Below are 18,339 nucleotides of genomic sequence, written 5' to 3' on the forward strand. Positions count from 1 at the left end.
GTTAAAAATCACCAGGTCATTTTCTTAAAAAATGAGCCGTTCATAAATATGATGTGAGGTTTATATCTGTACCCACTACAGGCGTTGGCATATTCATAGCGCATTTCAGGAAACTGTAATTTACATTTTTTGTCTGCCTCTATTCATGATCAGCACTGAATTGTTAAATATTCACTGTGTTCATCGGTTGATTTTTAAACTGTCGAGGCGGAGAATCCACAAAAAAAATAAAGGATAAGGATTTCAGATGTTTCGACTCTACAGGTCACATGAATTAACACGGCGATTAGACCCTGAAGATTTTCAATATATTCTGACGCCTGCGGGCTCGCTGAGAGAGGCATGTATTTATTACGATCTCTCTTATGAAGCGAACGGTCACAGTCTTACTTTTGGTCTCCCCAAGAAAAAATATAGCGTATCCCCACATCAAAGACCGTATGAACGCAGGTATCGCAGCGGCGCAGATCCCATTTATGACGAAGTAAAACACGAGCTGAAAATTGGTTGGCTTGTTGGTGTGGATACCTCCAGGCGCTGGAGCAGCGACCGGAACCCGTTTTATATCGACAATAACGGCGAGCTAATTTTCACCCCTACTTCCTCATCGTGGCATGCATGGTATAAGGACGAAATCCTGAGTGCCTACCGGCACGTTATTGCCGATCGGCAAGGCAGGAAGCCCGCTCCTACTCAACGGATGCATTATGATTATTACGCGCCAACCACTGCACCGTCGGAGAAAACGCTGAACAGTAAAGCTGTGGGTCGTCTGCTCGCCGCGGGTGGTATTTATAACGGCAATATTACAGGGTTTCATGAAACCGCGCTGCAGCTTGGCGGAGATGCTCCAGCAGGTTATGAGCAAGTCATGAACAACAAAGGGTTAATCATTGCGAGCGCCTCCGTTGCAGCAGGATTAACAATGGGCAGGTTAAATCCTTTAAGCGAAATAGATGAAATATCGGGGCTCAGTAAAATACCAGCACTTGAGAGCCCATATGTAAAAGGTTTCACCTCTCAGAGCGGCACACTAGTGAATGCTGAACACGCGATTGTCGACCCGAAAAAACTCGCGGCTTATGCTTTAGATTCAACACATCCTACTGGAGGACACAAAGCCCGAGTGTTTGAGTCAGCGCTGGGATACAACCCAACTAATGCAGATGTTTTAGCCGCAAGAATTCAGGACGGCGTATTATTGGCCCCAGCAAAAGTTTTGCAGGCAAATAGTTACGGTCAAACAATGGCTGTCGAAATGCCCATTTTAGGCGTCAACGGTGAAACAGCGATCGTGCGTACTGGCTGGATGTATGAAACAGACGCGTTAGTTCCTCGCCTGACAACCCTATTCGTTAAATGAGAAAGTACAAATGAAAAGAGCCGAATTAGACGTTGTGGTTTTAGGAGAGGATTTACCGAATGAAGGGCTGGAAAAAGGGACTATTGGTACGATTGTTATGGTTTTCAATACCCCGACGCTGGCCTATCTTGTCGAGTTTTGCGACGAAGAAGGAAGAACAATAGCAATGCCTGCTTTGCTTCCCGCTCAGTTGAAGAGTTATTTCACCCCAAATATCCTTAAAACATTGCTGGTTGACAATAATTTCCCCGTAGCCAACCCAGTAGATCCAGACGTAATAGCAGATTTGATGCGCAACGCCGCCCCTGCTGAATGGGATGCTCAGAAGAGAACAGTTTACGAGGATATCCAACGCCTGATGATTAACCGGCTGGACTACTCTGGTATGTTCGCAATCATGGATGGGCTTGAGTATAACGGTTTGACGCTGTACAGCCTGGTGCAGCCGGAAAACGGTGAACCCGTATGGTCGAATATCTACATTCGAAACGTTGAAATACGTGACAACGACATCTATGTTGATCCAAACCTTACTGACAAGGTACTCATTGGTGAAGATGCTATGTCCGTGTTTGCCTACAACTTCAAAAATGACTGTTTCGAGATCCGTGATAAGGCATCGACCGAATTTGCCATTGAATCACATGTTAACTTCAGCGAATTGTTGTCCGCGCTGATTGATACAATGAACTGAAATCCGCAACATCCATTGCTGGTTGTAATTGCAACCAGCCTATTTCTTCCCAGCGCCGCCTGAACAATCACAAACCAGATAACCATCGCAGTCCGTTCATGAACTTCCCTCATGTTGCATTGAAATTAAGTCACTTCCCCTGCGCCACGGGCTCAGGCATAAATTATGCATTGGTAACTTCTTAGCAACATGAACTTAGGATGCATAACCACAATGAGCAAAGCTTTCACATATACCCTTAAGCGCAGTTGCTTCGATGAGAATTACAACCCGTCAGAAAATACGCGTACGACCACCAACTTCGCCAACCTGGCCCGCGGGGAAAAGCGTCAGGAGAACCTGCGCAATACGCTGGTGATGATCAACAACCGCTTTAACGCTTTAGCGCGCTGGGATAACCCAAACGCCGATCGCTATGCGGTTGAGCTTGAAATCATCTCTGTCGATTTGAATATTGGCGCGGAAAAGCCGTTCCCGGCCATTGAGATACTGCAAACCACCATTGTCGACAAGAAAAACAACCAGCGTATCCCTGGCATCGTCGGGAATAACTTCTCGTCTTACGTGCGGGATTATGATTTCAGCGTCCTGCTGCTGGAGCACAACAAGAACCAGCAGCACTTCAGCATTCCGGAAAAGTTTGGCGAACTGCACGGCAATATCTTCCGCCATTTTGTGAGTTCACCGGAATACAAAGAGAACTTCACAAAAGGACCGGTGATTTGCCTGAGCGTCTCCAGCAAAGACACCTATCGCCGCACCGGTAACCAGCACCCCGTGCTGGGCGTTGAGTACCAGCCGGATGGCGAATCGCTTACGGAGCAGTACTTCGCGAAGATGGGCCTGAGCGTGCGCTACTTCATGCCGGAACACAGCGTGGCGCCGTTCGCGTTCTTCTTTACCGGGGATTTACTGAGCGACTACACCGATCTCGAACTGATCGCCACCATCAGCACGATGGAGACGTTTCAGAAGATCTATCGCCCGGAAATTTATAACGCCAACTCGGCGGCCGGACTGTGCTACCGACCGGATCTGAACCAGCAGGATCACTCATTAACCAAAATTGTGTATGACCGGGAAGAGCGAAGCCGTCTGGCGATTGAACAGGGTCGATTTACCGAAGAGTACTTCATTAAGCCTTACAAACACATTCTTGAGCAGTGGTCTGATAACTACACGCTTTAATACATCAAAAAGGTCTTTTATTATGAAAACATTGCTCCCGACTTCAACGGCTGGCAGCCTGCCTAAGCCGACCTGGCTTGCGCAACCTGAAACGCTCTGGTCACCCTGGAAATTGCAGGATCAGGAACTGCTGGCAGGCAAGCAGGATGCGCTGCGCCTGTCTCTGGATGAGCAGATCCGTGCGGGAATCGATATCGTCAGCGACGGGGAACAGACCCGCCAGCACTTCGTCACCACCTTTATTGAACACCTGAACGGCGTCGATTTTGAGAACCGCCAGACGGTGCGCATTCGTAACCGCTATGATGCGAGCGTGCCGACCGTGGTCTCCGCCGTCGCGCGCCAGAAACCGGTCTTCGTCGACGATGCAAAATACCTGCGCCAGCTCACGGACAAGCCGATCAAATGGGCTCTGCCGGGGCCAATGACTATGATCGACACCCTGTACGACGCGCACTATAAAAGCCGCGAAAAGCTGGCCTGGGAATTCGCCAAAATCCTCAATCAGGAAGCGCGAGAGCTAGAGGCCGCAGGCGTGGATATTATCCAGTTCGATGAACCGGCGTTTAACGTCTTTTTTGATGAGGTCAACGACTGGGGCATCGCCGCGCTGGAGCGCGCCATTGAAGGGCTGAAGTGCGAGACCGCGGTCCATATCTGCTACGGCTACGGCATCAAGGCCAATACTGACTGGAAAAAGACGCTCGGATCCGAGTGGCGCCAGTACGAAGAGGCCTTCCCTAAGCTGCAGACCTCTAACATCGACATCATCTCCCTGGAGTGCCACAACTCCCGCGTGCCGATGGATCTGCTTGAGCTGATCCGCGGCAAGAAAGTGATGGTTGGCGCGATTGACGTAGCAACCAACACAGTTGAAACGCCGGAGGAAGTGGCCGATACGCTGCGTAAAGCGCTGCAGTTTGTTGACGTCGACAAGCTATATCCGTCGACCAACTGCGGCATGGCTCCCCTCTCCCGTCAGGTGGCTAACGGCAAGCTGAGAGCACTCAGCGCTGGCGCAGAGATTATCCGCAAAGAGCTTGGCGCGTAATCCCCTTACCTTTGCCAGTAAAGCGGCGTGCCAAAACGCTCGACGTAATAATCAATTACCGCCCTGACGTTCAGGGGCGGATGTCGGGCATCGGGGTAGATCGCCGCGATCGCCTGCTGTTCCGTATTGATGGCACACTCCAGCGTGGGCAGGAGCGGAATCAGCTCACCGCGCTGGAGCGGCTCGCTCACCAGCCAGTCCGGAAACAGCACGATCCCCATCCCACCCCGCGCCGCAGCCAGCAGCGCTTCCGCATTATTCGAGGTCATCAATGGCGTCACGGGATAGTGTATCCACGCCTCGCCCGCTCTGCGCAACAGCCAGCGGTTAGGCCCTGACGATCCGCGATAGACAAGACAGTGATGGCGATTCAGATCGTCCGGCCCTTCAGGCGCACCGTGTCTACGCACGTAATCTGGCGACGCGGCCAGATGATACACCTGCTGCCCGAACACCCGCGCCCGAAACGAGGAGTCCGTCAGCACGCCAATGCGGAAGATAAGGTCTGCCGCATCCCGGTGGGGGTCAATGAAATCATCGGTCAGCGTCAGCTCTACGCTCAGGCGAGGATAGCGTTCCGACAGGCCGGGAAGTCCTGGGGCTATGTGCTTCTGGCCGAAAAACACCGGTCCGTTAATGCGGATCGCACCGGACGGTTCCATCGCACGCGCGTCCAGCTCCCGGCGCGCCTCTTCCAGGTTTTCCGCCATTGACCGGGCGTAGCGAATAAACAGATGACCGCTTTCCGTGGGAATGACGGCCCGCGTATTGCGATAGAAAAGCTGCTGCCCGAGCGCATCCTCAAGCTGGTGGATCACGCGCGATATCTGCGAGGCCGATATCCCCTGCCGCCGCGCCACGACGGAGAAGTTCTGCGCTTCATACACGTCGATAAAGATCAGCAGCGCGCGGATGTTGATGTTGCTGGCGTCAACCATTAATGCATATCTCGCAAAGGTGTTTACTGCATTATGGCATTTTTCTCATTGGACAACCCACGTAATCTTCTTCGCCTGAAAACGGAGGAAGAAGAATGCAGTTTGTTTTGATTTTACTGGTTATTGCTGGCGGGATGGGCCTATCCGTCGAGGCGGGCCTGCTGGGACCGCTGGGGGGAAAGGTCGGGGATTTATGGGCGACGTTCAGCATTTTTGGCGTCGGCGCCGCGCTAACGTTTCTGCTGATGCTGTTTTTCAGCCCGCGCAACAGCCCGTCGTTTTTCGCACAGCCCGGCTGGCAGCTGCTCGGCGGCGTGCTCGGTCCGGTATACGTGGTCATCCTGACCGTGGCGACACCCACCATCGGCATCGCCATGACCATGATTGGCATTCTGGCCGGCCAGGTCTTTAAAAGCCTGATCATTGATCATTATGGTCTGCTGGGTTCGCCGCACAGGAAGATAAACGCAAAGCGCATTATCGCACTGGGGTTCATTATTGCGGCACTGGTTCTGGTCGCGCAGGGGTAACGTATGACACTGATTATGATTCTTCTGGCCGTGTGCGGCGGCGCAACGCTAAGCATTCAGGCCGCCATTAACGGCCAGCTCGGCAGCAGCGTGGGGGTATTTAAAAGCGCGTTTCTGACCTTCTCCGTCGGCGCGCTGGTGACCGCCCTGCTGATTTTCTTCTTTGAGCCTAAGCAGGCCGTCAGCCTGCTGGATGTACCGAAATGGCAGCTTCTCGGGGCAATGTTTGGCGTGCCTTATATTGTGATTATGGTCGTGGCGGTGCAGCGCATCGGTACCGCCGTCGCCACGGTGGCGGTGATCTTTGGCCAGCTCGCCATGAGCATGTTGATTGATCACTTTGGCTGGCTGGGTAATCCCGCCATTTCGTTCTCGCCGAGTCGTCTGGGGGCGGTAGTCTGCCTGGGGATTGCGCTTGTCTTTATTTACTCGGGTAGTAAAACCCGCACCGACAGGACATGAGATCGCATCTTTCGGACTGAGGGCTCCCCAGAAAATTTTTACCGAAAGCGATTAAGTTTTTTTAAAGTGAAGCAATTACTTGCAGCCATGCCCTGGTCCGGCTGTAAATCGCCGAAGCGTTTCCGTAAGGCCGGGGCGAGGCGCAGGGATGCGCCGAGAGGGCGTGGCCTGCAGGGATGCAGGCTCATGCCCGACCCGATAGCCTGAAGGAATAAGCTGAGGGTACCGCGAAGCGGCGATTTACCGCCGGGAGCCCGGGTCGCCAGGGTGGTGGCGACTGAGCCACCCTGGCACGTTCACCGGTCATGTCGTTACAGAGTAGCAAGGAACATAAAGTGAACGGAAATACCACCTTAGCCGTATGTTCCCCTCACCCTAACCCTCTCCCCATAGGGGCGAGGGGATTGTTCACTGCTCGTATCATCACTCTTTACGGGTAAAGAACAGCGTCACCGTGGCGACGGTGACGCCCAGTTTCTTCATCTCGGTTTTATTAAACAGATGGTTCTCATCCTGCAGGTACATCCAGTCGTCAAAGTTCAGTAGCCAGGTGCTGCCGTTGGCCTTCACGTTCATGCTGTAATGCCAGTTGAAGGCGTTGCCTGCGGCCTGCCCAGTCGCAACCCCTTCGATATCCCCCGCCGTGCCCTCGTAGCGATCGTTCCCCAGGCGCCGGATATGCCAGACTCGCTGTTGCTTCTCGCCGTCGTCGTAAACGAAGTGCTCGTTCAGGGTCAGCGTATCGCCGATAACGTCCCCGGCAATCTCAACGTGAAAACGTCGGATCTGCTTGCCGCTGCGATCCTGCACCATCCCCCACGCTTCGGTTTTGCCCTGGAAGAAGTGGAAGATATCCAGCCGCGGCTGCTGGTGGCGGTATTCGGTCACCTCCGTGCTACAGCCCGCCAGCAGCATCGTTAATGCCAGCACCATCATCAGGAAACGTTTCATTTTTGGCCTCCGATTAACTGCTGACGCAGCTCAGGATATTGCGTACGGGGAGCCAGCCAGATGGCCAGAAAACGGGTACTGAACGCTTCTGACTGGCGTGGTCCCAGGGGAATAAAGGTTTTCTGAAGGGTCGGATCGCGGTACCAGAACTGCCCCTGCTGGTCATTAAGGACAAACGCCAGCTGTGAGCCCGGTCGAACATCGGGCCACAGCGACCGGAGCATCCGCAGCCAGGCTTCGCTTTGCGGTTCCTGCGCCAGGATCCCCTGCGCCTGCCACTGGTCGCGGGTCGCCTCGACCAGCTCATCGCGATCGATGTCGCGCGCATAGGTAATTATCAGCGCCTGATCCTGGTTCTCCCGACCGTAACGCCCATCCGGCGTACGCAGCTGGGAGGTGTAGACGGTGAACGGCCCCCAGGTGAGCGTGGCATCGCCCACCTTACGCCACGCCAGCCAGTCGGCGGCCTGGGCCGCAGGCAGGGCGATCAGCCAAAGCAGCAAAATCGTAGCTCTCATTTTTGTCTCCCCATCAGCAGGTGGAAAAACAGCATCAACACCAGCCAACCCGGCGCCATCCAGCTGACGACGATAAAAGTCGGCTCCAGAAATGAAATGGCATCCAGCCGCTCGCCAATCAGGTACGCCACCGGGCCTCCCACGGCGGCCAGCAGGGTCAGCAGCCAGCCGGGCAACGTGGTGGTGCGCGTAAGCTGCGTCCAGACGGTGGCGAACATCAGCCACAATGCCACCATCCATAGCGGCATCAGAGACTCGCCCGTGAAGGCTATCAGTCCCGTCAGCGCCCAGAGCGTATCCAGCAAACTGCCCGCCGCGGCCAGCCCGATGGCGTAAAAACGGTATACAGACGGCAAGAGCAGGCACGCCAGGATCGCCAGCGCGAGCCAGATAATCAGGCCCTTTTCGCGAAAGAGCACCACCAGCGTCCAGTAAAGATCGAACGCGACGGCCAGCAGAAAGACCTGAAGATATCGTTTCATACGCGCTCGGCGGTCAGCTGCACCACGCTGATGGTGCGGGCGTTAAACCCGGCTTCGCAGTAGCCAAAGTAGTACAGCCACATGCGGCGAAACCGCTCATCAAAGCCGAGCTTTTCAATCTCCTGCCAGGCGTGGACAAAGCGCTGCCGCCAGTGCGCCAGCGTGCGGGCGTAGTCCGGCCCCATGTCGAACAGATTGCGCACCACGAAATCGGTGTGGCGCGTCATCAGATCGTTCATCGCGGTGATGCTCGGCAGGAAGCCGCCGGGGAAAATGTAGCGCTGGATAAAATCGACGCTTTTGCTGTAGTCGCGATAGCGCTGGTCCTGAATGGTGATGGCCTGAATCGCCATGCGTCCTCCCGGGCGCAGCCGCGCCTGACAGGTACGGAAGAATGTGGGCAGATAGCGCTGCCCGACGGCTTCAATCATCTCTATCGAGACCAGCTTGTCATACTGCCCGGTGAGGTCGCGATAGTCGCAGAGCAGCACCTCGACCCGATCCTGTAGTCCGGCGCGGGCAATTCGTTCGGTCGCCCAGACGTATTGCTCCTGCGATAGCGTGGTGGTGGTCACCCGACAGCCATAATGACGGGCCGCGTATTCCGCCATCGCCCCCCAGCCAGTGCCAATTTCCAGCAGATGATCGCCCGGCTTCAGCGCCAGCTGTTCGCACAGACGCGCCATTTTGGCCTGCTGGGCCGCCGTGAGATCCTGTTCTTCCTCCGTAAACAAGGCGCTGGAATAGAGGAGCTCCTTATCCAGAAAATGGGCATAGAAGGTGTTACCCAGATCGTAATGGGCGGCAATATTTTCACGCGCCTGCGCGCGGGAGTTTCGTCGCGTCCAGTGCCGTAGCCGCTCCAGCGGCCTGCCGAACAGACGGAACCCGTTTTCCAGACGGCCAAGCACCTCGCCGTTGAGCGCCAGAAGTTCCAGTAGCGGCGTAAGGTGCGTAGTTTCCCATTCGCCGTCCATCCAGGCTTCTGCCGCGGCAAGGCTCCCGCCCGTTAAGACACGCCAGTAGACGCCGGGCGTGAGGATCTGCACGTCGGCATGCAGCGCGGAGGATGACTCACCAAAATGAAAGGTCTGCGCCCCTTCACGCAGCGTGAGCGAGCCGCCGCGGATACCGCTTAACAGACGAAAAAGCAGCCAGCGCGCAAAGCGCACGTTGCGCGGGATATCGGGTTCTAACGCAAAGACGGGATCGGTCATGAGCGTTCACTCCTGCTGACGGGATGGTTATACAGCGGCACGCGCTTGAGCCACAGGCGCAGCGCCTGCCAGTAAATGGCGAAAACGGTTTTCAGGGTCATAAGCGGGATGCGCAGAAGCAGCGAACGCAGCGCGGGGCGCGTCAGAGGCTCCCGGCGTAGCGCCAGCGTGGCGTCGAACACCTTCGCCTCCTGATGATTTTCAATGTGCATATGCAGCGTGTTATCCGGGTCGTTGAAGCGCCAGTGGTAGATCATGTCCATCGGGTTGAAGGGGGAAACGTGAAACGCTTTTTCCGTAGGCTGGGCATGTTGCCCGTCGACCGCGTAATAATGCCGCTCGTTCCACGGCGTGTTGCGAACCTCGGCCAGTACCCAGCGCAGAGTCTCCTTCCCGTCATAGCAGTAGTAAAAGTTGACCGGATTGAAATGAAAGCCGAAATAGCGCAGCTGCGTCAGGAGCATGACCCGCCCGTCAGGACGTTCCCCGGTCAGGCTCTCCAGCCTGCTCAGCACGTTCTCTTTAAGCGGCGTGCCGAGCGGATAGTCCGCGTCATGGAAAGAGGCGGCAGCAAAGCGATTGCGTCGCACGCCGACGGACGCGAGCAGCGGCAGCTCATCGAGATCCAGCCAGGCCATAAACACGCTGTAGCGAAATTCATGGGTTTTCGGCTGCAGGCGGCGGTGGCGTAATACGCCGTGGTAAAGGCAGCTGTTCATCTCAGTTCCCCTCCCCGGCCGCTATCGCATTGACCACGTCCAGCGCGCTGCGCACCCCGTCCTCATGAAAACCGTTGTACCAGTAGGCTCCGCAGAACCAGCTCCGCCGGTGGCCGTTGATCTCGCCGCGCCGCGCCTGCGCCTGCCAGCTTTGCGGGTTAAACAGCGGATGCTCATAAACGAAGCGTTGCAGAACGAAGCGCTCATCCACCGGCGCGTCCGGGTTCAGGGTGACGCAGAACAGCGGGCTGCCCGCAGGCAGCCCCTGCAGGATATTCATGTTGTAGGTGACACAGGCGCTGGCCTGCGCCTGCTCGCTCAGGCGGTAGTTCCAGCTGGCCCAGGCGCGCGGCCGCACCGGCAGCCAGCGCGGGTCGCTGTGCAACACAACCTCGTTGCGCTGCCAGCCGATATCGCCCAGCACCTCGCGCTCTGCGGTGGTCGGGTCGTCAAGCATGGCCAGCGCCTGAGCGGAGTGGCAGGCAAATATCACCTGATCGAAGGTATGGCTGCCGTTTTCGAGCTGGAGCGTGACCCCGTCCTCGTGGCGGCTCACCCGCTGCACCGGTGAATTGAGATGCAGCGTCAGCCGGTCGCCCAGTTTGTCCAGCATCGCGCGGATATACTCCCGCGAGCCGCCCGGCACCACGTACCACTGCGGGCGATGAGTGATATCAAGCAGACCGTGGTTTTGGAAGAAACGTAAAAAGAGCGGCAGCGGGAAGCGCGTCATCTCCTGCAGCGACGATGACCAGATGGCGGCCCCCATCGGCAGAATGTAGTGGCGCGCAAAAAACGGCGTAAAGCCGTGCTGGTCCAGAAACGTCTGCAGCGTGGCGTTCGGATCCACTTCCCCGTCCAGCGCCTGTTTTGCCAGGCGGTTAAAGCGAACGATCTCGCCCAGCAGCCGCCAGAATGCCGGATTCACCAGGTTTCGACGCTGGGCAAACAGCGACGTCAGCGTGTGGCCGTTGTACTCAAACCCCGTCGCGGGGTCGTGCACCGAAAAGCTCATCTGCGTTTTTTGCCCGCTGATGCCCAGCTCGCTGAGCAGGCCCATAAAGCGCGGATAGGTACGGTCGTTGTAGACGATAAACCCGGTATCGATCGCGTATGTACCCTGTGGCGTCGTCACGTCAACCGTTGCGGTGTGGCCGCCCGGCGTGGATCCCGCTTCAAACAGGGTCACCTGATGGTGTCCGGCCAGCCGCCAGGCGCAGGTCAGCCCGGCAATGCCACTGCCGATAATCGCAATGTTCATGAACGCACCATCCTGCGCAGCAGCGTGCGCTGAAGAAACGCAGGCAGCCCGGAGAGCAGCCGCAAAATGAAGCCAAACCCGGACGGAAACGCGATGTGCATTTTCCCTGCCGCCAGTCCGATACGGATCGCCTTGACCGCCTCGTCGACGGTCACCCTGCCCGGCATGGCAAAATCATTTTTTTGCGTCAGGGGCGTATCGACAAAGCCCGGAGAGACAACCGTGACGGCAATCCCTTTTGGCTCCCAGTCCAGGCGCAAACTCTCGGCAAACCAGCTCAGCGCCGCTTTGGACGCGCCGTAGGCCTCTGCGCGGGGGAAAGGCAGCCAGTGGGCCATTGAGCTCACCAGCACCACACGGTTACCGGCAACCAGCTGCGATTGTAGCGCCTCAAGGCAGTTCACCGGCCCAAGGAAATTGGTGTTCATGACCCGCTCCACCAGCGCCGCATCCACCACGCCAGCATCGAGGTATTCGCAGGTACCCGCGCAGAGAATGATCAGGTCGGCGTAGCTGCCGGTCAGCGCCTGGCGACAGGCGTCCCTGTCCGTCATATCGAACAGGCGCACGGTGAGATTGGGGCAGATCTGATGCAGCGCTTCCAGACGCGCTGGATCGCGCCCGCAGGCAATCACATGGTAGCCGTCAGCAGAGAAGGATTTCGCCAGCCCGGCGCCAATCCCCGAGCTTGCGCCGGTAATCAACACCGTCTTCATGATTTTACCCTCCGCTTCACGCCGCGAACCGCCCAGCCCAGCAGAGGAAGATGTTCGTAGATCATCTCTCCCGCATCGTAGTAGTCCCGCTGACGCGTGATGAGATCGTTTTCCGTCTCCACCACCGAGCACCCCGGCAGATCGAGCGGTTCGCCTCCGGCAATGCGCGGATGCGACCAGTGCATCACCCAGGTGACAACAAACCGGTTCCCGCTGCAGAGCGGCGGATCGATAGAAAAACGGCAGTTCTCGACGTTGGCCAGCAGATGGGTGAAATAGCGCTGAAGCGCAAAAATACCGTTGTGCTCACCGAAGGGATCGATAAGCGTGGCATTCGAATGATAAAGCCCCGCCAGCGCGGACGGCGGCTGGCTATCCAGTGCGGCGTAGTACTCGACGAACCGACTCACGACAGAGGGCAAAGTGCTCATGGGTCACATCCTGGCTGTAAACAACGTGGCGTAATCGCATAATTAAAACTTACACAATTAACGTTATTTGTCCAAGTTTGTGCAAATTTATTTTTTATTACTCATAAATATCAATAGGTTGAAAGATCATTCATTTGAAGGTTTTGTAGGCCGGGTAAGGCATAGCCGCCACCCGGCTTTCACTCACTTTCAGGTTATCCTTAAGGCAAATTCAGCGGTCATCTTCCAGGCTTATCCTTTTTATTCATAAGGATGCCTGACATGAAACGTTTCTTTCTCTCCCTATTCTCAAGCCCGGAATCCTTACTGCAGGTGATGAGTCAGCAGGAAATTATTGAAGCCGTGGAAGATGGCGACCGTATCATCATCGACCAGGACGGGAACGCCTCGGTGAACTACAAGAGCAACGAGGTGCGGCAGGACTTTCTGCGTCACGTTAACGCGCTGAAGAGGGCCTGATATGGGAACGGCGATATTTATGGTGCTGATGGTCTGCGGGTACTGGTACACCAGCCGCGACCTGTCGACCCGCTTTAAAATCAAGCGTTCCTTTGGCTGGGACGTCTATTTTCTCGTTGCGCTTTACGGCTGTATTTTCGTTCTGCAGGGGGTGATTGCCACGGGGTTGCTCTGGCTGCTGCTGCTTAGCCTTTCCGCCGCCAACAACGCTTTCCACTTTGCCTCACCGAAATACACCGACTGGCAAATCGACTTTATGAACTGGAGTTTTTTAGGCATTCAGGCGCCGGTGGTGGTAATGCTGGCGTTTGCCATCCTGTTTTGTCTCTACCGGTCTAACTGGGCAGGCAGCGCCAGGCTGGATGGCGAGAGTCGGAAAAAGCTCTACAAACGGCTTGCGCAGGCGAGCGGGATCGAGCAACTGCTCTATCAATGTATGGAGCAAGGCGAGCTGGCGCAGGTCACGCTCCGCTCGAGGCGGATATACGTGGGTATGATCCACACCGCGACGCTGGAATATGAAAAAACGGCCAATATCGTGCTGATCCCGATGTTGAGCGGGTACCGGGACGAGAAGACGATGAACCTGCGCATCGAGAATAATTACAGCCGGTGGTACGCCGAGCATGACATTACGCTCGACTCGGAACCCCGCAGCGCCATGTCATTCCGCAAGGTGATTTTACTCAATCAAATTGAGAGCATCTCGCTGTTCGATCCCGCCAGCGCCAGCGCGCTGTCGCTGGCACAGCGGGATGAGAGCCCTGGCCCTAAAGAGACATCCCCATAATTCTGAGTATGCTCTGCTGTGAGGCTGTTTCAAAAAGGACGTTCTTAATGCAGAGCATGCCCTGCTTCTGGTAGAACCGATACGCTCCTGCGTTCTGCTCAAGCACTTCCAGCCAGAGATAGTCCTTTCCCCTGCTCCGGGCCATGTCGATAATTTTATTGAACATGTCCTGACCATAGTTCTTGCCGGTCTCGGCAGGATCGAGGTAGAGCTTGTTGAGGAGAACGCCCCTCTTGTCCGTTTCTGGAAGCATGGCGTCCCAGGTCACTTTCATGAATCCCACTGGCCGATCGGTCTCTGCAACATACCAGGAAACTGTGTTATCTATCAGGCTCTGTTCAAGTACAGAAACGGCGTACTCGCCGTCCAGAAAGGCCTTCATCTCGGCGTCTGATACCCACAGATGCTGAAAATGGGCGGGGTATATGCGGTATCCAAGTTCGCTTAAGAGCGCAGAATCGGCCCCGCTGGCCTGTCGAATTCGAAGAGTCATGGAAGGTATCCCTGGTCATCACCCGCGTTGGGCATGTTGATAGAGGTCCCAGCGGTTGCCGTAAATATCTTCAAACACCACCACCATACCGTACTCTTCCTCACGAGGTTCTTCACAAAAATGAACGCCTTTTGCTTTCATGGCATGGTAATCGCGCCAAAAATCATCCGTCTGAAGGAACAGGAAAACTCGGCCACCGCATTGATTACCGATAAAACCTTCCTGCCTTTCGTTAGACGCACGAGCCAGCAAAATATTGCAGTCGCTTTCCGGGTTGGGTGAGACGACTACCCAGCGTTTTCCCGGTTGGGGCGTATCCTCTACAAGGGTAAACCCCAGCTTGCCGGTGTAGTATTCAATGGCGCGATCGTAGTCATCAACCACAATAGCCACGCAGCCGAGGCATCGTTTCTGTGTTCTCATTTCCGTTACCTTTACTCTAAATGGTTATGCTCAGCGCTTTTCCACTGAATACGCGCACATAAAAACAGCGATCGCATGCGTAACCCGACGAGCAATTTCTTCATCAGATAAGCTTTTTCTGGCGCCAAGCTTTATCTCAAGGCTTGTCATCCCGAGCCATAACCCGGCCAGGTCGTCAGCTGCTTCGCGCGGGGAGCACGCGATCAGTAAGCCCTTTTCAACGGCTTCACCGATAATTGTCTCCAGCATCTGCTGCGCCCTGCCGGGACCTGCCGCATAAAAACGCGCGGGTAACTCCGGATGACGAATAGCGGCGGAGGCAATTAAGCGGTCCCAGCCCGTCAGCTCGCGCTGGTTGATGAAGCGGACAAAACGGTTGCCAAACGCGGTTAAGACCTCGGTCAACGACAGATGATGCCGCTCGGAAAAATCACTGTCACTGATGGTCAGATCCGATTCCTTACGGAGTACGGCCTCAACAAGCAGATCTTTATCCGCGAAATTGGCATAAAGCGTGGCTTTTGCCACCCCGGCAACGCGGGCAATTTCTTCCGTCGTGACATCGAGGCCTTTCTCGAGAAACAGGCTTCTTGCGGCCTGCAGTATCGCCTGCTCCTTTGACGGATCTTTTGGGCGGCCTTTCTGCCGAACCTTTTCTCTCATCGTTTACGACCTGACAAAAGCATGCTCATCATGAGCCCCCCGATAACGGTTATGTGTTCAAGCGCGATATGAAACTCCTGGGTGCGCTGGGGCTCGCTAAATTTCCAGAATGGATGCCCCACCGGAATGGTGAGTAATGTAAACACAATCAGCATTGCCGATCCAATCCATCCGTAGCCCGCAAAATTCGAAATCACCAGAGCAGAGCCTACAAGCTGACAGAGAATGGTGCCTGTCGCGAATAAGACGGGCCAGGGGAGACCCACGTCCACCATTTCCAGCACAATCTCTCCAAAGTTGAACAACCCGTAAAAGCCTGCCATCCAGAAGAAAAAGGTCAGTAAAATTCTTGAAAGACAGAGTGTTGGGATAGATGACGTGATTTTTGACACTGAATTATCTCTTTGATCATTTAAAAGACTGGCGAGTCTACTTATTAATTAACAGACCGACAAGTCTGATAAGTGCGATCAACGCCGTGAAACACCAAAACGGGTGGGTGAAAATCAGTGTGAGAACGCGCTAGTCTGCCTCTGGTGAATGGATGGTGAGCGATGAAGACATATGGAAATTATTTTGATGCGCCACGGCGAACCCGAATACAGGGGCGCGGGAAAGGTGTCGTACAGGGAAATGGTGGGATGGATCGACAGCTATAACCGCTCTTCAACGGGCCGCGACAGACCTTCGGAGATGGCTCAAATCCTCGCGTGCCGCGCGCTGACGTTTCTCAGCAGCCCTCTCCCGCGAGCCCTTTCATCATTGAAATCGCTGGGGTGTGAACCGGGCTTAATTGATGAGGTTTTCCGGGAAGCAGAGCTGCCGGTGTTCCGTATTCCGGGGTTACGGCTATCGCCTTTTTACTGGGCAGCGCTGTTTCGCGTTCTTTGGCTCTGCGGCCTGTCTGGCGAGTCAGAGCGCGTAAGCGCCGCAAAAGAACGTGCCGTTAAGGCGGCAGAAATCCTGGTGAATGTAGCGAAGGACTCTGACGGCCCCGTCTTGCTCATGGGGCACGGGGTCATCAACCGGTTCATTGCAAAAGAACTGATCGCATCAGGCTGGAAAGAACAGACTCGTCCGGGTAAGGGGTACTGGGGAGCGGGGGTTTACAGCATTGTATAGCGGCACATGCTGAGGCCGAGGATTGTTCATCCTCGGCGCACGCCAGCCGACTGTTATTCGCAAATGTTGAATGCACCTGTCAGCCATCGTCTGGAGGACTAAGGGGGGATCCTCGCTAGCCCCCGATTAAGTCTGCCAGCGCCCTCTTCAACGACGTGATGACCTCATCCGTCTCCATGCCCATCTGCGCATGAATAATGGCACCGTCAATGAGCAGCATGATTTCATTGACGACGCGCTCATCCGCGATCGTCGTCAGCGACGCAATAATATTCTTTGTTTCGATTTTATGATCGCGGCATATCGCTTTTATTTCGCTTTCAATATCTTCGGATTTTGCCTCTGCGCTGGCATTAATAAACGCGCAGCCGTGGAACTCAGGCGAAATAAACCATTCACAGAGCGTTGCAGAAATCGCATCAGCAGGTATTTCGCCTTCATCGAGATGTCGGCGCAGCGTGGATTCAAACCAGTTAATCCATATTTCATGCCGATAGTGCAAATAGGCGAGAATAAGTAAACTTTTGCTCGGAAAATGGCGATAAAACGTCACCTTCGTCACTTTCGATTCTTTAATCAGCGTATCCACCCCCGTCGCCCTGAAGCCCGTGGAATAAAACAGATCGTGCGCCGTGAGTAATATTTTATCCCGGACGCTAATTTTTGTTTCGTTGCCTGCGTGTTCGGTTTTCATTTTTTCGACAGCCTCAAAAAGGGTGTTGACAGCGTTATTTTTCAGGCATAGATTACCCCAAGTAGACAGACCTGTCTACATAAAATCACACTGAGGTAACCGCCATGAACACACGTCCTCCTTTACCGCCCTTCACCCGTGAAAGCGCCATCGAAAAAGTCAGGCTGGCAGAAGATGGCTGGAACAGTCGCGACCCGGCGAAAGTCGCGCTGGCCTATACGCTGGATACCCAATGGCGCAACCGTGCAGAGTTCGCCACCAACCGTGAAGAGGCCCGGGCGTTTCTGGAGCGGAAATGGAAAAAAGAGCTGGATTATCGTCTGATTAAAGAGCTGTGGGCCTTTACGGATAACCGCATCGCGGTCCGCTATGCCTATGAATGGCATGATGATTCAGGCAACTGGTTCCGCTCGTACGGCAACGAAAACTGGGAATTCGCCCCAGACGGCTTGATGAAGCGCCGTTTTGCCTGCGTAAACGATATGCCGATAAAAGAATCCGAGCGACTGTTCCACTGGCCGCTGGGCAGACGCCCGGACGATCATCCGTCGCTGAGCGATCTGGGCTTATAGGATTTTTACATCACTCCGGGGCGCCCCGGAGTGATGCGTTTAGAGTGCGCCCAGCTGTTTCATCAGCGTCAGGTTGTCCTCAATATGCCAGTTTGCCGCAATTTTACCGTCGCGGACTTCATAAATATCCGTAGCGATGAAATCTATTTTCTGCCCTTTTCCTTTCAGCTTGCCGAATGTCCCGGTGAATGTGCCGTAAAAATGCAAATGCGAAACCACGCGAGTGCCTGAAATAATCATCTGCTCAACGTCGCAGCGCAAATCGGGCACGGCCGTGCGAAACGCACGCGAGGCTAAAATAGCGCCTTCAGGCCCCTGCTTACGACCTTCCGGGGGCGTTTTATCGATGAAATTCACCGCCAGCGCATCACGCGCCAGGGATTCTTCTCCCGTATTCCAGAACGTTGCATATTCTCTGGCAACGGCTTCATTCGCCCTTAATTGCGCCTGGGGCAAGCTCTTATCAACAATAAGCTGTTTCGGCTGAAGCCATTCCAGCTGCGCCGAAAATGTGGTGCCGGACAGACAGGCAAGAATAAGCATCGCCACAGATGGACGAAAACACGTCGTATATTTCATGATGTCTCTCAACAGAGTATTAC

General features: G+C 55.0%; 25 protein-coding genes. 10 read left to right on the forward strand and 15 right to left on the reverse strand.

The window, feature by feature from the left end:
* The first annotated feature begins 247 nt into the window (after positions 1 to 247).
* The 4 genes from BMW97_RS03265 to BMW97_RS03280 all read left to right on the forward strand — a co-directional run bounded on the left by BMW97_RS03265 (position 248) and on the right by BMW97_RS03280 (position 4,296).
* Positions 248 to 1,363, forward strand: coding sequence for a DUF8093 domain-containing protein (locus BMW97_RS03265; RefSeq protein WP_045910479.1), 1,116 nt, complete (start codon positions 248 to 250; stop codon positions 1,361 to 1,363).
* Between the two features lie 10 nt (positions 1,364 to 1,373).
* The gene (locus BMW97_RS03270; RefSeq protein ID WP_045910478.1) at positions 1,374 to 2,057 is read left to right on the forward strand and encodes a YrhA family protein; all 684 of its coding nucleotides are present in this window, start codon (positions 1,374 to 1,376) and stop codon (positions 2,055 to 2,057) included.
* Positions 2,058 to 2,270: 213 nt separating this feature from the next.
* Complete coding sequence (locus BMW97_RS03275) at positions 2,271 to 3,245, forward strand: DUF1852 domain-containing protein (RefSeq protein ID WP_023292484.1); 975 nt, start codon at positions 2,271 to 2,273, stop codon at positions 3,243 to 3,245.
* Positions 3,246 to 3,267: 22 nt separating this feature from the next.
* Positions 3,268 to 4,296 carry a methionine synthase gene (locus BMW97_RS03280; protein WP_045910477.1) on the forward strand — a complete coding sequence of 343 codons (1,029 nt, stop codon included), beginning with the start codon at positions 3,268 to 3,270 and terminating at the stop codon, positions 4,294 to 4,296.
* Between the two features lie 5 nt (positions 4,297 to 4,301).
* Here BMW97_RS03280 and BMW97_RS03285 read toward each other — a convergent pair whose 3' ends face one another.
* Positions 4,302 to 5,234, reverse strand: a complete 933-nt coding sequence (locus BMW97_RS03285) for a LysR family transcriptional regulator (RefSeq protein ID WP_045910476.1) — start codon at positions 5,232 to 5,234, stop codon at positions 4,302 to 4,304.
* A 95-nt stretch (positions 5,235 to 5,329) separates the two neighbouring features.
* On the opposite strand from BMW97_RS03285, the gene BMW97_RS03290 reads away from it, so the two are divergent.
* On the forward strand, positions 5,330 to 5,764 hold the full coding sequence (locus BMW97_RS03290; RefSeq protein ID WP_045910475.1) for a DMT family transporter: 435 nt from the start codon (positions 5,330 to 5,332) through the stop codon (positions 5,762 to 5,764).
* Between the two features lie 3 nt (positions 5,765 to 5,767).
* The gene (locus BMW97_RS03295) at positions 5,768 to 6,226 is read left to right on the forward strand and encodes a DMT family transporter (protein WP_045910474.1); all 459 of its coding nucleotides are present in this window, start codon (positions 5,768 to 5,770) and stop codon (positions 6,224 to 6,226) included.
* A 423-nt stretch (positions 6,227 to 6,649) separates the two neighbouring features.
* On the opposite strand, the gene BMW97_RS03300 is transcribed toward BMW97_RS03295, so the two are convergent.
* Genes BMW97_RS03300 through BMW97_RS03335 form a run of 8 tightly spaced genes read right to left on the reverse strand, consistent with a single transcriptional unit; the run spans position 6,650 to position 12,521 of the window.
* On the reverse strand, positions 6,650 to 7,177 hold the full coding sequence (locus tag BMW97_RS03300) for a DUF3833 domain-containing protein (RefSeq protein ID WP_045910473.1): 528 nt from the start codon (positions 7,175 to 7,177) through the stop codon (positions 6,650 to 6,652).
* Positions 7,174 to 7,695, reverse strand: coding sequence for a hypothetical protein (locus BMW97_RS03305; protein ID WP_045910472.1), 522 nt, complete (start codon positions 7,693 to 7,695; stop codon positions 7,174 to 7,176). Before BMW97_RS03305 ends, BMW97_RS03300 begins: the two co-directional genes overlap by 4 nt.
* A complete protein-coding gene (locus tag BMW97_RS03310; RefSeq protein WP_045910471.1) occupies positions 7,692 to 8,177 on the reverse strand; it encodes a DUF2878 domain-containing protein in 486 nt (161 codons plus the stop codon). The genes BMW97_RS03305 and BMW97_RS03310 overlap by 4 nt, the downstream gene beginning before the upstream one ends.
* Positions 8,174 to 9,394 carry an SAM-dependent methyltransferase gene (locus tag BMW97_RS03315; protein WP_045910470.1) on the reverse strand — a complete coding sequence of 407 codons (1,221 nt, stop codon included), beginning with the start codon at positions 9,392 to 9,394 and terminating at the stop codon, positions 8,174 to 8,176. The genes BMW97_RS03310 and BMW97_RS03315 overlap by 4 nt, the downstream gene beginning before the upstream one ends.
* Entirely contained in the window at positions 9,391 to 10,113 is a 723-nt protein-coding gene (locus tag BMW97_RS03320) for a DUF1365 domain-containing protein (protein ID WP_045910469.1), read from the reverse strand. The genes BMW97_RS03315 and BMW97_RS03320 overlap by 4 nt, the downstream gene beginning before the upstream one ends.
* A 1-nt stretch (position 10,114) precedes the next feature.
* Positions 10,115 to 11,374 (reverse strand): NAD(P)/FAD-dependent oxidoreductase, encoded by a 1,260-nt coding sequence (locus BMW97_RS03325; protein ID WP_045910468.1) that lies wholly within the window; start codon positions 11,372 to 11,374, stop codon positions 10,115 to 10,117.
* Positions 11,371 to 12,090, reverse strand: a complete 720-nt coding sequence (locus BMW97_RS03330; protein WP_045910467.1) for an SDR family NAD(P)-dependent oxidoreductase — start codon at positions 12,088 to 12,090, stop codon at positions 11,371 to 11,373. The genes BMW97_RS03325 and BMW97_RS03330 overlap by 4 nt, the downstream gene beginning before the upstream one ends.
* Positions 12,087 to 12,521 carry a nuclear transport factor 2 family protein gene (locus BMW97_RS03335; protein WP_045910466.1) on the reverse strand — a complete coding sequence of 145 codons (435 nt, stop codon included), beginning with the start codon at positions 12,519 to 12,521 and terminating at the stop codon, positions 12,087 to 12,089. The genes BMW97_RS03330 and BMW97_RS03335 overlap by 4 nt, the downstream gene beginning before the upstream one ends.
* A 261-nt stretch (positions 12,522 to 12,782) precedes the next feature.
* Between BMW97_RS03335 and BMW97_RS03340 the strand changes: the two genes are divergently transcribed.
* Positions 12,783 to 12,980: a hypothetical protein gene (locus tag BMW97_RS03340; protein WP_008502331.1), complete on the forward strand. Its 198-nt coding sequence runs from the start codon at positions 12,783 to 12,785 to the stop codon at positions 12,978 to 12,980.
* A 1-nt stretch (position 12,981) separates the two neighbouring features.
* On the forward strand, positions 12,982 to 13,770 hold the full coding sequence (locus tag BMW97_RS03345) for a hypothetical protein (RefSeq protein ID WP_045910465.1): 789 nt from the start codon (positions 12,982 to 12,984) through the stop codon (positions 13,768 to 13,770).
* On the opposite strand, the gene BMW97_RS03350 is transcribed toward BMW97_RS03345, so the two are convergent.
* From BMW97_RS03350 to BMW97_RS03365, 4 genes are read right to left on the reverse strand one after another with little or no spacing between them, the layout of a single operon-like run.
* Positions 13,751 to 14,263: a GNAT family N-acetyltransferase gene (locus BMW97_RS03350; RefSeq protein ID WP_045910464.1), complete on the reverse strand. Its 513-nt coding sequence runs from the start codon at positions 14,261 to 14,263 to the stop codon at positions 13,751 to 13,753. The genes BMW97_RS03345 and BMW97_RS03350 overlap by 20 nt on opposite strands.
* Positions 14,264 to 14,281: 18 nt before the next feature.
* Positions 14,282 to 14,686 (reverse strand): VOC family protein, encoded by a 405-nt coding sequence (locus BMW97_RS03355; protein ID WP_045910463.1) that lies wholly within the window; start codon positions 14,684 to 14,686, stop codon positions 14,282 to 14,284.
* A gap of 30 nt (positions 14,687 to 14,716) precedes the next feature.
* Positions 14,717 to 15,349 carry a TetR/AcrR family transcriptional regulator gene (locus tag BMW97_RS03360; RefSeq protein WP_021241367.1) on the reverse strand — a complete coding sequence of 211 codons (633 nt, stop codon included), beginning with the start codon at positions 15,347 to 15,349 and terminating at the stop codon, positions 14,717 to 14,719.
* Positions 15,346 to 15,741: a DoxX family protein gene (locus BMW97_RS03365; protein ID WP_072052297.1), complete on the reverse strand. Its 396-nt coding sequence runs from the start codon at positions 15,739 to 15,741 to the stop codon at positions 15,346 to 15,348. Before BMW97_RS03365 ends, BMW97_RS03360 begins: the two co-directional genes overlap by 4 nt.
* 172 nt (positions 15,742 to 15,913) lie before the next feature.
* Here BMW97_RS03365 and BMW97_RS03370 point away from each other — a divergent pair, with 172 nt between their 5' ends.
* Positions 15,914 to 16,471, forward strand: coding sequence for a histidine phosphatase family protein (locus BMW97_RS03370; protein WP_032674726.1), 558 nt, complete (start codon positions 15,914 to 15,916; stop codon positions 16,469 to 16,471).
* 115 nt (positions 16,472 to 16,586) lie between these two features.
* Here the strand turns inward: BMW97_RS03370 and BMW97_RS03375 are convergent, their stop codons facing one another.
* Positions 16,587 to 17,165 carry a TetR/AcrR family transcriptional regulator gene (locus tag BMW97_RS03375; RefSeq protein WP_045910462.1) on the reverse strand — a complete coding sequence of 193 codons (579 nt, stop codon included), beginning with the start codon at positions 17,163 to 17,165 and terminating at the stop codon, positions 16,587 to 16,589.
* A 104-nt stretch (positions 17,166 to 17,269) separates the two neighbouring features.
* Between BMW97_RS03375 and BMW97_RS03380 the strand changes: the two genes are divergently transcribed.
* Positions 17,270 to 17,737 (forward strand): nuclear transport factor 2 family protein, encoded by a 468-nt coding sequence (locus BMW97_RS03380; protein ID WP_032674724.1) that lies wholly within the window; start codon positions 17,270 to 17,272, stop codon positions 17,735 to 17,737.
* 39 nt (positions 17,738 to 17,776) lie between these two features.
* Here the strand turns inward: BMW97_RS03380 and BMW97_RS03385 are convergent, their stop codons facing one another.
* Positions 17,777 to 18,316 (reverse strand): ester cyclase, encoded by a 540-nt coding sequence (locus tag BMW97_RS03385; RefSeq protein WP_045910461.1) that lies wholly within the window; start codon positions 18,314 to 18,316, stop codon positions 17,777 to 17,779.
* Positions 18,317 to 18,339 lie beyond the last annotated feature (23 nt).

Source organism: Enterobacter sp. NFIX58 (assembly GCF_900110475.1).
Lineage (GTDB): Bacteria > Pseudomonadota > Gammaproteobacteria > Enterobacterales > Enterobacteriaceae > Enterobacter > Enterobacter quasiroggenkampii.